The sequence below is a fragment of the Shewanella sp. 10N.286.45.A1 genome, from assembly GCF_041470405.1.
Taxonomy (GTDB): Bacteria; Pseudomonadota; Gammaproteobacteria; order Enterobacterales; family Shewanellaceae; genus Shewanella.
On record NZ_JBFRMK010000231.1, the window covers coordinates 1 to 14,662 of the forward strand.

10 protein-coding genes and 1 pseudogene are annotated in these 14,662 nt (G+C 43.6%); 8 read left to right on the forward strand and 3 right to left on the reverse strand.

All coding sequences use genetic code 11. The features are described 5' to 3' along the window. Positions 1–203 (reverse strand): annotated as a pseudogene (locus tag AB4238_RS16520) (N-acetyltransferase); the annotation flags it as partial. An 88-nt stretch (positions 204–291) separates the two neighbouring features. Next, positions 292–1,446: a methionine adenosyltransferase gene (gene metK, locus AB4238_RS16525; RefSeq protein ID WP_372034415.1), complete on the reverse strand. Its 1,155-nt coding sequence runs from the start codon at positions 1,444–1,446 to the stop codon at positions 292–294. A 521-nt stretch (positions 1,447–1,967) separates the two neighbouring features. Between metK and tkt the strand changes: the two genes are divergently transcribed. The 8 genes from tkt to AB4238_RS16565 all read left to right on the forward strand — a co-directional run bounded on the left by tkt (position 1,968) and on the right by AB4238_RS16565 (position 12,356). Continuing rightward, positions 1,968–3,959, forward strand: coding sequence for a transketolase (tkt, locus tag AB4238_RS16530; protein ID WP_372034416.1), 1,992 nt, complete (start codon positions 1,968–1,970; stop codon positions 3,957–3,959). A gap of 134 nt (positions 3,960–4,093) precedes the next feature. Then, positions 4,094–5,110: an erythrose-4-phosphate dehydrogenase gene (gene epd / locus AB4238_RS16535; RefSeq protein WP_372034417.1), complete on the forward strand. Its 1,017-nt coding sequence runs from the start codon at positions 4,094–4,096 to the stop codon at positions 5,108–5,110. 250 nt (positions 5,111–5,360) lie between these two features. After that, positions 5,361–6,536, forward strand: a complete 1,176-nt coding sequence (locus AB4238_RS16540) for a phosphoglycerate kinase (RefSeq protein WP_372034418.1) — start codon at positions 5,361–5,363, stop codon at positions 6,534–6,536. Positions 6,537–6,795: 259 nt separating this feature from the next. Continuing rightward, positions 6,796–7,860 carry a class II fructose-bisphosphate aldolase gene (gene fba / locus AB4238_RS16545; protein WP_248972934.1) on the forward strand — a complete coding sequence of 355 codons (1,065 nt, stop codon included), beginning with the start codon at positions 6,796–6,798 and terminating at the stop codon, positions 7,858–7,860. Between the two features lie 194 nt (positions 7,861–8,054). After that, on the forward strand, positions 8,055–8,795 hold the full coding sequence (locus tag AB4238_RS16550) for a YdiY family protein (protein ID WP_372034419.1): 741 nt from the start codon (positions 8,055–8,057) through the stop codon (positions 8,793–8,795). A gap of 555 nt (positions 8,796–9,350) precedes the next feature. Continuing rightward, positions 9,351–10,082, forward strand: coding sequence for a helix-turn-helix domain-containing protein (locus AB4238_RS16555; protein ID WP_372034420.1), 732 nt, complete (start codon positions 9,351–9,353; stop codon positions 10,080–10,082). Further along, the gene (locus AB4238_RS16560; protein ID WP_372034421.1) at positions 10,075–10,617 is read left to right on the forward strand and encodes a hypothetical protein; all 543 of its coding nucleotides are present in this window, start codon (positions 10,075–10,077) and stop codon (positions 10,615–10,617) included. The genes AB4238_RS16555 and AB4238_RS16560 overlap by 8 nt, the downstream gene beginning before the upstream one ends. A 287-nt stretch (positions 10,618–10,904) precedes the next feature. Beyond that, positions 10,905–12,356: a hypothetical protein gene (locus AB4238_RS16565; protein WP_372034422.1), complete on the forward strand. Its 1,452-nt coding sequence runs from the start codon at positions 10,905–10,907 to the stop codon at positions 12,354–12,356. Between the two features lie 12 nt (positions 12,357–12,368). Here AB4238_RS16565 and AB4238_RS16570 read toward each other — a convergent pair whose 3' ends face one another. Continuing rightward, positions 12,369–14,588: a PAS domain-containing protein gene (locus tag AB4238_RS16570; protein WP_372034424.1), complete on the reverse strand. Its 2,220-nt coding sequence runs from the start codon at positions 14,586–14,588 to the stop codon at positions 12,369–12,371. Positions 14,589–14,662 lie beyond the last annotated feature (74 nt).

Below are 14,662 nucleotides of genomic sequence, written 5' to 3' on the forward strand. Positions count from 1 at the left end.
AAAATAGCTAACTGACCAATTGGCCGAATACGTGCAGCGGCAATAATTTCACCCAAACTATCAAGATTAGGATCGGTTTGGCTTAACACGCAAACAGACTCTTTCTGCAACAGGCGTGCGTAGGGCATATGTTGGCGATAGAACTTCTTCACCTCGTTGCGATTATCAGCCGCTAACCAAGTTAATTGCACTTTAATACTCATTGTTGTTGCTGGAAGCTGAAATTATGGCATTAAAAAACCGCCCTTAGGCGGTTTTAATTGCAAGCTTTGCCGATTTAATCGGTAAAGCTTAAAGACCTGCGTCAGCGCGTAGGGCTTCTGCTTTGTCTGTTGCTTCCCAAGGGAATTCGTTACGACCAAAGTGACCATATGCTGCAGTCGCTTGGTAGATTGGGCGAGCTAGGTTTAACATCTCTGTTAAACCGTATGGGCGTAGGTCGAAGTGACGACGTACTAGGTCAATCAGTAACGCTTCAGCCACTTTAGCTGTGCCGAATGTTTCAATGCTGATAGATGTTGGTTCTGCAACACCAATAGCGTATGACACTTGTAGCTCACAACGATCAGCAAGACCTGCAGCAACAATGTTCTTAGCCACGTAACGTGCAGCGTATGCCGCACTACGGTCAACTTTCGATGGATCTTTACCTGAGAAAGCACCGCCACCGTGACGAGCCATGCCGCCGTAGGTATCAACGATGATTTTACGGCCAGTTAGACCACAATCGCCTACTGGGCCACCGATAACAAAACGGCCAGTTGGGTTGATGAAGTATTTAGTGTCTTTAGATAACCACTTAGCCGGCAATACAGGCTTAATGATGGTTTCCATAACACCTTCAATCAGATCCGCTTGGCTAACGTCTTCACGATGCTGAGTCGAAAGGACTACTGCGTCGATACCCGCAATGCTGCCATCGTTGTTGTAAGCAAAAGTCACCTGACTTTTCGCATCTGGACGTAACCACGGAAGGGTCTTGTCTTTACGTACTTCAGATTGACGCTTAACCAGCTTGTGTGAGTAAGTGATAGGCGCAGGCATCAATACATCAGTTTCGTTATTTGCATAACCAAACATTAGGCCTTGGTCGCCAGCACCCTGTTCTTTAGGGTCTGCACGGTCAACACCTTGATTGATATCTGGAGACTGTTTACCAATGGCATTAAGAATTGCACAAGAGTCAGCATCAAAACCCATATCTGAATGGGTGTAACCGATTTCACGTACGGTCTTACGGGTGATCTCTTCGATATCAACCCAAGCTGAAGTGGTGACTTCGCCGCCAACCATAACCATGCCAGTTTTGACATAAGTTTCGCATGCTACGCGTGCTTTTGGATCTTGCTCCAAAATTGCGTCTAGTACCGCATCAGAAATCTGATCGGCGATTTTATCTGGGTGACCTTCTGAGACCGACTCAGAGGTGAACAAGTGCTTTGCCATGATGGAAAATCTCGTCTTTAAACAATTTGAATGTGTAGAAGTATCTACATCTAGACGGCTATCTTAGTGGAAAACAGCTTGGATGACACCCTTTTCACTTAATTTTGTGCAGTAATCCACGCTATTAAATCCTTAATATATGCAAGGATAATGGCTGTGGTTCTTGCTAAGTTTATGATAAAAAAGCTTTTAAGTGCTTTGGTATACCCACTTGTTCTGATAAAAAAATGATCAAGCAAATGCTATTATTAACGAGTTCGCTGACGAATATTTTATTTGGGCTTAACTAAATTGGTTCGCAACTAAGTTAAGGTGTTGTTAAATATGGCTAGATTGTCATAGGTAATAGATAATATGTATCGATAATTTTTCATATCAAGCGAATTAAATTTGCGTCCTACAGCCTAGTAAGCGAAAATATGGCTCCAAATTTTGCTGTAGTGGAAAGTAAAGCAGATACCGCAATTGCTACCTTTCGCTAGATCTAAGCCTCAATACCTCAACACGACGCAGGAGAGAGCATGTCATCTCGTAAAGAACTCGCTAACGCAATCCGTGCATTAACCATGGATGCCGTTCAAAAAGCCAATTCTGGTCACCCAGGTGCACCAATGGGGATGGCTGACATCGCTGAAGTGCTATGGAATGATTTCCTAAAGCACAACCCAAACAACCCTGAATGGGTTGATCGTGACCGTTTTATTTTGTCAAACGGCCATGGTTCTATGCTTATATACTCTCTGCTTCACCTTACGGGTTATGCATTGCCAATCGAGGAGTTGAAGAACTTCCGCCAGCTTCACTCTAAAACACCAGGTCACCCAGAATATGGTTACACACCAGGTGTTGAAACTACCACTGGGCCTTTAGGTGCTGGTATCAGTAACGCTGTCGGTATGGCGATTGCTGAAAAGACATTGGCTGCACAGTTCAACCAACCTGGTCATGACATTGTGGATCACTTCACATACTGCTTCCTAGGCGATGGCTGTTTAATGGAAGGTATCTCTCATGAAGCCTGTTCATTAGCGGGTACGCTGGGTCTTGGTAAGCTAGTCGCTTTCTGGGATGACAACGGTATCTCTATCGATGGTCACGTTGAAGGCTGGTTTACTGATGATACGCCTAAGCGTTTCGAATCTTACGGCTGGCACGTAATTGCTAACGTAGATGGTCACGACAGCGACGCTATCCGCGCAGCTATCGAAGAAGCGAAGTCAGTGACTGACAAGCCAACAATGATCTGTTGTAAAACGACCATTGGTTTTGGTTCACCAAACAAGTCTGGCAGCCATGACTGTCACGGCGCACCATTGGGTGATGCTGAGATTGCAGCTGCACGTGAATTCCTTGGTTGGGAACACGGTGCATTTGAAATTCCTGAAACCGTTTATCAAGGTTGGGACGCTAAAGATTCTGGCGCTTCAAATGAAGCTGGCTGGAACGAGAAGTTTGCTGCATACACTGCTGCTTTCCCTGAACTTGCTGCTGAATACAAGCGCCGTGTTATCACTGGCGAACTGCCTGCAGAATTTGAACAAAAGGCTCAAGCCTTTATTCAAGAGTGCCAAGATAAAGCTGAAGGCATTGCTAGCCGTAAAGCATCACAAAATGCTATCGGTGCATTCGGTGCAATCTTACCAGAAATGCTAGGTGGCTCAGCTGACCTTGCTGGCTCTAACTTAACGTTATGGTCAGGTTCTAAGGGTATTCAAGATGACGCTGCGGGTAACTACATCTACTACGGTGTACGTGAATTCGGCATGAGCGGCATTATGAACGGTGTATCTCTGCATGGTGGTTTCATCAACTACGGCGCAACTTTCATGATGTTTATGGAGTACGCTCGTAACGCAGTCCGTATGTCAGCATTAATGGGCATTCAAAACATCTTCGTTTACACCCATGATTCAATTGGTCAAGGTGAAGATGGTCCAACTCACCAGCCTGTAGAGCAACTTGCTAACTTGCGCATGACGCCAAACATGACTGTGTGGCGTCCATGTGATGCAGCTGAAACTGCAGTTTCTTGGAAGAACGCGATTGAACGTCGTGACGCGCCAACATCACTTATCTTTAGCCGCCAAGGTCTAAAAGCTCAAGCGCGCACCGCTGAGCAGTTAGCGAATGTTGCTAAAGGTGGTTATGTACTGAGTGATTGCGCTGGCACACCTGAGCTAATTCTTATTGCTACGGGTAGTGAAGTGCAGCTAGCACTCGATTCTGCTGCTGCGCTAACAGAACAAGGTCAAAAGGTTCGCGTCGTTTCTATGCCGTCAACTAACGAGTTTGACAAGCAAGATGCAGCTTACAAAGAGTCTGTACTGCCAAGCAGTGTGACTAAGCGTGTTGCTATTGAAGCGGCTCACGTTGATTTCTGGTACAAGTATGTTGGCTTCGGCGGCGCTGTTGTTGGTATGACTACCTTTGGTGAGTCTGCGCCAGGCGGCGAGTTGATGAAGCACTTCGGCTTTACTGTTGAAAATGTTGTAGCAACCGTTAACGGTCTATAACAGTCAGTGATAAAGCTGACGGCGCATTGGCAAGCTCGAGCTTGCCTATTGCGCCTGTTGATTGCTCAATGATCTAACGGCTTACCAGTAGAGGTAGGCCGTTGTTGTATCAAAGTAACAAGGTATATTAGTTAATGATAAGAGTCGCTATTAATGGTTACGGCCGCATAGGTCGTTCAATTCTTCGTGCAGTATATGAATCTGCAAAACGCGATCGAATTCAAATCGTGGCGATTAATGAATTGGCAAAGCCTGAAGCGATGCTACATTTAACCCAGTACGATACCACTCATGGCCGTTTCCATACTCAAGTAAAGCTAGATGAGCAGCATATGATTATTGGCGATGATGCCATTAAGCTGTTGCATGAGCCCAATCCTGCCAACTTGCCATGGCAAGAGATGGATATTGATATTGTGTTTGAAGCGACGGGTGTGATTAACGACAGACAAGCCTGCGAAGCGCATATTGAAGCGGGTGCTAGGCAGGTGTTGATTAGCCATCCGTCATCCAGTGACGTAGATGCGACCATTGTTTACGGCGTTAACCAAGACCTGCTTAAGGCTGAGCACACTATTGTCTCAAATGCCTCCTGTACCACCAACTGCATCGTGCCAGTGATTGACGTATTAGATAAACATTTTCAAGTTAAGAGTGGCGCCATTACGACGATTCACTCGGCGATGAATGATCAACAAGTGATTGATGCTTACCATGATGATTTACGCCGTACCCGCGCTGCTGGGCAGTCAATTATTCCGGTTGATACTAAGCTTGCCCGTGGTATTGAGCGTATATTGCCGCACATGAAAGATAAATTTGAAGCTATTTCTGTGCGTGTGCCGACGATTAACGTTACTGCTATCGACCTCTCCGTTACGCTAGATAAGCGCGTCGATATCGAACAAGTTAATAAGGTGCTTAAACAGGCAACCGAAGGCTCTTTTTCCGGTGTTGTTGGCTATACTAATGAGCCATTAGTATCGTGTGATTTTAACCACGATCCGCGTTCAAGCATTGTCGATGGTACTCAGACTCGAGTCAGTGATGGTCATTTAGTTAAGCTATTACTCTGGTGTGACAATGAGTGGGGTTTCGCTAACCGTATGCTCGATACCAGCTTAGAGATGATTAAAGCAAGAAGGGCTTAGATATAGGCTCTTTTTTAGGTTGGCATTTATGCCGTCAAAGGTTTATAGCGAGTGTAAGAAACCAGTAAAACGGTTGGTGCTAAGAATAAACACTCAAGATTGAAAGATGAGTAGCTTCAAGTTCAGCTCGATTGATTGAATTGAACCAACAAAGAATAAACCTGATGGCTTGGTGAAGTGTCCCAGCGGTCAGGTAACACAGTTTCGTTTTAACTTTTAACTTTAACTTAAATCGTAAGGAAGCATGAAAATGTCGATTCTTAATATGCAAGACCTAGAGCTTCAAGGTAAGCGTGTGCTTATTCGTGAAGATCTAAACGTACCTGTTAGCGACGGCGTTGTAACAAGTGACGCACGTCTACGCGCATCACTGCCAACGATTAAACTGGCACTTGAAAAAGGCGCAGCGGTTATGGTGATGTCTCACCTAGGCCGCCCTACAGAAGGTGAGTTTAACGCTGAGTTCTCAATGCAGCCAGTGGTTAACTATCTTGCTAAAGCACTTGATTGCCCAGTGCGTCTAGCGGGTGAATACCTTGATGGTGTTGAAGTCGCTGTTGGTGAAGTGGTTGTTTTTGAAAACGTCCGTTTCAATGTCGGCGAGAAGAAAAACGATGAAGCGCTAGCGAAGAAAATGGCTGCACTTTGTGATGTATACGTGATGGATGCATTTGGTACGGCTCACCGTGCTCAAGCGTCAACTCATGGTGTTGGTCTACACGCACCAATCGCTTGTGCAGGTCCTTTACTTGCTGGTGAACTTGCTGCATTGGGTAAAGCCCTTGATAACCCTGCTCGTCCAATGGTGGCGATTGTTGGTGGCTCAAAAGTATCGACTAAGCTAACTGTACTAGAAAGCCTATCAACTAAAGTTGATCAATTGGTTGTTGGTGGCGGTATTGCCAATACATTCGTGGCAGCAGCAGGTCACAACGTCGGTAAGTCTCTGTATGAAGCAGACTTGATTGATGAAGCTAAACGTCTTGTCGCGGCAGCACAAAGCGGTGGCGGCGATATTCCAGTACCAACTGATGTCGTTGTTGCTAGCGAGTTTAGCCCAACAGCCACTGCAACCTTGAAAGACGTTAGTGCTGTTTCAGATACCGATATGATTTTTGATATTGGCCCTGATAGTGCTGAAGCGTTAGCTGAAATTATCAAAAATGCTGGCACAGTTGTTTGGAACGGTCCAGTAGGCGTATTTGAGTTTGATCAGTTCGGCGAAGGGACTAAGCGTATTGCGCAGGCCATTGCTGAATCAAGTGCGTTCTCTATCGCGGGTGGCGGTGACACGCTTGCGGCAGTTGATAAGTATGATATTGCCGATAAGGTGTCATACATCTCAACCGGTGGTGGTGCTTTTCTTGAGTTTTTAGAAGGTAAAGAGTTACCAGCCGTTGCAATGCTTGAGAGCCGCGGCAAGTAATCGCAGCTGATTTTGCTATAGCATACAAAAAAATTACCAAACTGTATGTTGGCGGGCTTTAAATCGACATTTGTCGGGGTTACACTAGCCGCCAACAATACAGTGCTTAGCGCTGTAGCTTAAAAGTATAAAAATTATAAAAATAACCAGTAACCGTTATTGAGTTTAACGCAAGAATGCTGATGACTTGATGACATAAAAATCAATCCAAACGATAGCGACCTCGGTGAGTCAAATCACCCTATTATTGGAGTAAAAAATGGCCTTAATTTCCCTACGTCAAATGTTAGATCACGCAGCAGAGCATGGATATGGCGTACCTGCGTTTAACGTAAACAACCTTGAGCAGATGCGTGCAATTATGCAAGCTGCTGAAGCAACTGACAGCCCTGTGATCGTGCAAGCATCAGCTGGTGCGCGTAAGTATGCTCGTCCACAATTCCTTAAGTATCTAATGGCTGCTGCTCTTGAGCAATATCCTGATATTCCAGTTTGTATTCATCAAGATCACGGTACCGATCCTGATATTTGTCAGCGCTCTATTCAATTAGGCATGTCATCAGTAATGATGGATGGTTCTTTGATGGCGGATGGTAAAACACCTGCATCTTATGACTACAACGTCGATGTTACTCGTCGTACTGTGGCATTTGCTCACGCATGTGGTGTATCAGTTGAAGGTGAAATTGGTTGCCTAGGTAGCTTAGAAACAGGCGAAGCAGGCGAAGAAGACGGTATTGGTGCAGCGGGTATTTTGACTATGGATCAAATGCTAACCACACCAGAAGAAGCAGCGCGCTTTGTATCAGACACCCACGTTGATGCCCTAGCGATTGCTATTGGTACTAGCCATGGTGCATACAAGTTCAGCCGTAAACCTACCGGTGAAGTACTGCGTATTGACCGTATTAAAGAGATCCACGCACGTATTCCTAACACTCACCTTGTTATGCATGGTTCATCTTCAGTGCCACAAGAGTGGCTAGAGATCATCAACCAGTATGGCGGCGCAATTCCTGAAACTTATGGCGTGCCATTAGAAGAGATTGTTGAAGGTATTAAGCACGGCGTACGTAAAGTAAACATCGATACTGATTTACGTTTAGCGTCAACAGGTGCGGTACGTAAATTCCTTGCTGAAAATCCAACAGAATTTGACCCTCGTAAATTCTTGAAGGCGTCAATGGAAGCAATGGCTGATATCTGTACTACACGTTACGAAGCATTTGGTTGTGCGGGTATGGGTTCTAAGATCAAGCCTAAATCACTACAAGCTATGTACAAGGCATACCAGTCAGGTGAACTTGATCCACAAATCAAGTAAGTTTCACTGAGCAATTGAACTGCTTTAGATAAAAATACCTGCCGAGTGCAGGTATTTTTTTGCCTATTACTGACCTGTTTACACTCGGGTAATAAAAGAAATTAGTTTGGTATAAGTCATATTTTCAATTACTAGCACTAAATGTTAATATTGCGCCGATTTTTAGGGATTTAAGTAAACGGAGTAATACAAGAATGAAAACAATGTTGACTGCTATTGCAGTTCTATTGGCGGCTCCTTTTGCTGCCCATGCAGGCGCTGATTTTGTAGAAGGCGATAAGACTTTCGCTGGTGAAGCAGAGTTAGGTGCGACACTGACTACCGGTAATACTGATACTTCATCAGTGAAAGGCCGTTTAAAGATGATGCAAGAGCTAGGTAATTGGGAAAACCAATACCTGCTTGAAGGTCTTTATAAAGAAGATACTGGCGAAGTGACTGCGAAGCGTTACTACGCGGGTCTTCAAAGTGATTATAAGTTCGACGAAAAGAACTACATGTATATCACTGGTAATTATGAAGCTGATCCTTTTACCGGTTTTGACTTCAAAACAGTCGCTTCTGCCGGTTACGGCCATAAGTTTATCAATGAAAGTGACATGTTCCTTAGTGCCGAGATTGGTCCTGGTTACATTTATAAGAAACTTGATGACGAGCAGTCGGCGTTATTAGGCTACGACAATGAAGATAGTGTTGTTGCTCACGGCGCGATGAACTTTCGCTACGATATTAGCGAATCATCTAAGTTTACCCAGTTATTTGTCGCTGACTATGGCGATAGCTTAGAAGGGCGTTCTGAAACAGCTATCACAGCTAATATTATTGGTGCTCTTGCGATGAAGTTTGCGGTTATTGTACGTTATAACAGTGAACCGTTAGATGATAAGAAGAGTACTGATACCGAAACGAATATGACTCTGCTATACGCGTTCTAGATATAAAGTTGTCTGACACATTTGATAACTTAAAACTAAAGGCATCTTTTAAAGGTGCCTTTATATCTTGTTTTGGGGCTGTAGACATTGTGTGCAGTTCATTTCTAGGCGCATTAACCTATAAATGGTTAATTGCTTTTAAGATAGTGCAACAGCGACGCGAGTTGTCATAAAGCTTTTTTTGATGGGCTACTTCTTTATATAGCAGGTTGGTTTTTACTCGGTGTTATTGATTTTACTAAGGGATGATCATTTGTCGCAATCAATGCCTATTAAACTCTCACTGGTTCCAGCATCTTCAGATAGCCCTGGTATATATTAAAGACCGACTAAGTTATCGCGATATTTGTTGAATATTTTTGCTTTGACTTAGATTTTACCACCTTCGCTTTACATACCTATCGATTTGTATCCTCCCTATAACCTTTTGCAATTGTATTAATGTGCTAAGGCTCACGAATGTGCGATAGATTCTATGATTGCATGATTTGATCACGGACTGGGCAAGCGATAGTAAGTACACTGGCAAGCCATAAAATAGTATGAGTTGTAAATGTGTTTATAGGTCCAGTCCGATTTGATGTTGAGCTTAGGCAGTTGGTGAATACCGAATCTGCACAAGCACTCAAATTGTCCAATATTGAGTTTCTAGTGATCAATGAACTGCTCTCATCTAGAGGCCAAGTGGTATCGACTGAGTCAATGTGTCATCAGCTCATGCCGCAAGTTGTTACTACGCAAGATATCACCATAGCAATTACCAATATCAAAGCATTTTTAGGCGCTAATGTAGCCCCTATGATTGAAGTCGTGACTAATCAAGGTTACTTGTTGCATGTAAAGTCTAGAAGCTTGCAAATGCACAGTACGCCCTATAATGCATTTTCAATTAAGCAGATCTCACTTTTATTGCTGCTAGGGATTATGTTGGTTATTTTTTTAGCTACTCATTTTAAAACTACCGAAAATATTCGTTTTTCACTCCCTGAACAGATCTTACTTGATGGTAAGTCTTCGGTATTAGTCCCTATCTATAACTCTGATGCAGAGCTTGATAGTTATCATAGTAAATATAGAGAGATCGCCATTAAGCTAGAACAGTGTGAACAGCTAATGTGGGACAAGATCTATACCTCCGCATCTCCTTCAGGGGACATGCTACATTTTGTGATGCAAGCTGAAAACGATAAAGTTATCAATTTTGAAAACCTAAAAGTACTCAATGTTGGAGAGAGCTGGGATTTCATTAGTGCCTCGTGGTTACAGGAGTATGGATTCTGTGAATAATCCATTGCAGCGAGAGCTTTTTATTGGTTTCCGTTCAACGCCAATTCTTATTACACTGATTTTTATACTCGGTTTGTGTATGGCATTAGATTACTTTGTGGAACCTAATGAGGATGTAAAGCTGGTTTGTTCTTCAAACAGTTATGACCATAATCATAATGGCTCACAGCATGTTAGTTTAAGGTTTGAAGTTGAGAGAATCGGCAACACTGTGAAACTGCAGATGACCTACCTTAATGATCATAAAGATATTGTGACGGTATCTGGTATTGGAACGTTAGTCGAGGTTTCGGCGCCTGTACTTACCTATCAAGTTCAGTTAGATTCAGCTGCGTTTAAAAGTGATTTACTGCAAGAGGTATATGATCCCCATATGCAGGAAACGGTACGATTAGTGAAGAAGTCTATTACTAGTGGCGCTGCAGGTAAGGGGGAGGCTTTTTACATTAAAGTGCTAGAAATGGACAAGACTGCTGGCTTTGTCACTATCCAATTGAACGAACGCAACGCTTTGTGGGCGTGTAAGCTCCAGTAGTCGATCGAAGCATTGCTGGCTCTGCCGCTGGTGGCATTACCATCTTGGGTTAAAAGTTGAGTCCATACTCTAGCTCTATAGCTCCAGCTGCCTTCCCTTGGATATAAATGCTTACTCATATCACAACGATTTCATTAGCAAACCACTAGCTATTTCTCTTTTATGTTAGTTTAAATAGGCGGTATATACTGCGTCTGTGATCAGGGTTAAAGCTAATTCTCCTCGCTGAGTTAGACTATAATGATTAGGTCGATGTGTTTGTTTTGAAATGCATTCAAAGGATATATGTGGCTAAAATTAGAGTTAAACAAGAAGAATCACTATCAATAAAATTTCTACATCAGATGGAAGTCGGTGATAACCGTCGATTAGATCTGTATTTCTTCCTGCCTAAAGAGATGGGCATAAACCCGCAAAGCTTAAATGAAGAGGAGTATTATCACTCGTCTATCACTGGCCGCCGTTCCTACTATTCGTCTGGCTTGCACCTTCCTTTAGTACAAAGCCGTTTTGTCAGTCAAAAAAAGCGTACCGTAGATGAGTTTCGCCTCTATTTAAACCTGTTTGCTTATCAATTTTCAGTGGCGATTGAAACTGACAGTAAAGAGCTGGCCCAAGTTGAAGATCTAGCGCAGTTCTATACCTCTCTAGAGGAGCTAAGCGCGCAGGTAGTTCACTTGCTTAAGCGTTTTAGACGTAATGAGCCGAGTGATGATAAGTGGAAGTCTTATTTTGAAAATGCCGATAATTACTTGTCTTGGCTATGTGAGCAGCGCTTACTTAAGCTGTTAGCCCATGCACCTAGAAGCAGTGATTATACCGAGATCACCGAGAGTGTGGTTGCACTATGTCGTGCTGAGGCTCAATACCGCAAAGAGCATAAATATAACTCCTCTAAGACGTTAGAAGATGCCAACCGTATTGCCAACAAAATGCATTTGTTAAGACGTTTGATCCAACAAGGTGTGGTACTTAAAGAGGAACTTAAGCCATTAGGTGTTGGGTTAAAGAAGATGACCACAGGCATTGCTACTGCAATGGTGATGATTGTTGTTTCCACCTTGATTATTAAAGCACAAGGTGTGTTCAGCGGATTAACCATCGCGCTAGTGTTAACCCTTGCGGTTATTTATGGTTTTCGTGAGATCTTTAAAGATGATATCCGAAATGCGCTGTGGCGGCTTATTCAACGTGGCCGGCCTCGTTGGAGCCGACTGTTGCGTGACACGACCACTAAGCTATCTATTGGTAAGCAGTTAGTCTGGATGGAGTTCATGCGTAAGAAGGAGCTGCCACCTCAGGTTAATAAGATCCTAAAGAAACGTCATAGTCAGAATAAGGTTGATGCTGAGATCTTACATTATGGGATCCACTCTCGGGTTTCGGCTAAAGGTTTTTTAGCAGGCTATTCGCAAATTCAAGAGCAGGTTAACTTTAGCTTTGTCCCCTTCGCCAGAAACTTGGAGCGCGGTAAAGCAAAGATTTATAAAGAACATGACGGTAAGATTAGTAACGAGTCAGTAGAGCGACGCTATCAAGTTAATCTTATTTTGGTACTTAAAGAGGGTAAGGATGAGCCTCAATACGCCCGTTATAAGATAACCATGAATCGCTCAACCATTATCGAGATCACTGAAAGTGATCTGCCAGCAGGTATGCGAAATATGGATGAAGCGCCGTATGAAGATGAGTTATTAGCCCCTAGCGCTACAGAGAGTGCAGAGGCTAAAACTAGCTAATTATTCAGAGTGCTAGAGAATTTGCCTAGTAAAGGCTTGGCAGATGTTTTGCTCATCAGTTTGCTTAGCTCGCTTTAAAGCAACCTCTGCATTACTCAGGAATTGCTCTAGTACTTGACCGCCTTGATAAGCTGCTATGCCGATACAGATCCCGTCGCCTAAACCATTGCTTTTGAGCTTAGACAGGGTATCGATAGCAAAGTAGTGGGCTTGGTCTGAATCCGTATCTGGTAACATGATAATCAGTTTACCTAGCTGCCAACGTGACATTTGATAACTATTGGGTAACTCGCGTAATAGCTGACTTTCAACCTCTTTTTGACGACTCTCTAACTGGCCAATATCACTCATATGGCTCAGCATGCCTTCGGCGGCAATATCGAGTAGCATCAGGCTAGAAAAATCCTTTTTCTCTTGGCTCATATTAGTAAAGTAGCGCTCAAGATCGCGGCGATCGTTAAAGATAGTGCTGCGATGAGGGACTGAACTGCCTGGCTCTGTGCCATGAACCTTTAACTTAGCGTGCTCAAAGGTGCAGACAATGTATTCTATATCGTCTGATGCATCCAAATGCCCCTTTAAAGTGGCAAGCATGCAGTCATCGCTGGCGCGGTTGTTGGCAGATAGTATCTGTCCCTGCCACGTCTTTTTGAGGATTAGTTGCTGTGAGATCTGTGGCCATTGATTTTTGAAGTCTTCGGTTAGTAAGTCTGTAATCTGCAAATTACGGCTATCTTTTACCTGCATTAAAGAATTGAATGCAGCGTTAGATTTGATGATGACGCCTTTGGCATCAGACAGTACGGTTGCCATCGGATTATCATTAAGTAGTTGGTTTAGCCTTGCTACTTCTTGGCTATGTTTTAACTCGCCAATATCTTCAAACGTCACTAAGGTGTAGTTCTGCTTGTTATCCATATCGTATTCAAGGCGCAGACTGACAGATAACTGAGTATATTCAGAAGCCTCTGTATTAAGCTCTCCACGCCACTCTTTATCTTCAGTAAGCAGTGTTTCAAGTTCTTGGTACTGTTCGTCATCCATATGCAAGATACGCTGTAAGCTACGGTCAGACAGTTCATCTATTTCGAGCGATAATAGTTTTGCAGCCATAGTGTTGGCGCTGAGGACTCGGCCGTTCTCATTGGCAATAATATAGCCTGAATCGGTATTAAATAGACGATTGGCGAGATCAATACTGAAGTCTCGTGAGCGTTGTACTAAGCGGTATGCATGGGTTAGATAGATAACAATGCAGGCGAGTAGAGTGAGGAATATCGCTCCACCCATCAAAATATTGCGCCATTGTTCAAACTTGGCAGCAATATCATCGTTCTTTACATAGGAGAGCAGGAAGTACTCTCTGCGGGTTTCGTATTGCGTTGTTAGCTCGACTTTAAGGTAAACAAAAGTGGCATCATCGCCGTGGAATTGGCCAAAATTACTGGTGGCCATTTTTCGCCAAAGGGCAGGATATGATTGCTTGAGGCTGCCGCCCATGGTTTCTGGTAATCGACCGGTAGTAGGGGATTCAAGTGCGCCAGAGTACAGCAGCCCTTGAGTATCAAGCATCATTAACGGTGCCTGTTTACTCGAGTAAGCGGGCTTGATGTTTTTTAACATGCGTGACATTGAATTGTAGGCGACCAGATAACCTCTTACTGTTTGGTCCGGGTTTTCAAGCCATGCAAGTTGATAGAGATAGGGTTCTAGCTTGCCATTGATAGGGCTGAATTCAAGCGGAGAGGTGTAGATTTCATGACCTCCCATGTTGCGTGAACTGCCTAACAACGACGGTGGTAACGCATGGTGACCAAAATTTTCATCTGTGGCAAATTTCAGCTGACCTTGGGGGTCATAAAGTGCAATCCCTAATAGCTCAGGAATATTATCAACGACAATATCCCAGTTATTTTGTAGCTTTACTTGATTAGCTTCAGTGGGTAAATGCAGATAGCTGTTAAGCAACTCTGAGGTGGCAAACATCTGTGTTCTAAATTGTTGAAACGAGACTTTATCCGCTATCAGTGTTCCAACCGCTTGTAGTTCACTGTAGCGCTGGGTAGCCCAGTCTTCTTGTAGACGTCTTTCACCAAGAGTAATGACAATATTGGTAAGAACAACGACCGAAATCAATAGAATGCAGATCTGACTAGCAGCCGCAAAAATTCGTTGTTGGGACCATTGGATCCCTTGTGCATTGATAAGTAGCGGTAATTTTCGCGTCAACATGAATAGCTATTTTCGATGGTTGTTATAGCCGCTATATTATACCAATTTGGTTATATATACCCGTACTACCTGAA

Coding starts and splice junctions, on each gene's coding strand:
- fba (WP_248972934.1), top strand. CDS start 6,796: ATGGCCTTAATTTCCCTACGTCAAATGTTAGATCACGCAGCAGAGCAT.
- AB4238_RS16570 (WP_372034424.1), bottom strand. CDS start 14,588: ATGTTGACGCGAAAATTACCGCTACTTATCAATGCACAAGGGATCCAA.
- epd (WP_372034417.1), top strand. CDS start 4,094: ATGATAAGAGTCGCTATTAATGGTTACGGCCGCATAGGTCGTTCAATT.
- AB4238_RS16550 (WP_372034419.1), top strand. CDS start 8,055: ATGAAAACAATGTTGACTGCTATTGCAGTTCTATTGGCGGCTCCTTTT.
- AB4238_RS16540 (WP_372034418.1), top strand. CDS start 5,361: ATGTCGATTCTTAATATGCAAGACCTAGAGCTTCAAGGTAAGCGTGTG.
- metK (WP_372034415.1), bottom strand. CDS start 1,446: ATGGCAAAGCACTTGTTCACCTCTGAGTCGGTCTCAGAAGGTCACCCA.
- tkt (WP_372034416.1), top strand. CDS start 1,968: ATGTCATCTCGTAAAGAACTCGCTAACGCAATCCGTGCATTAACCATG.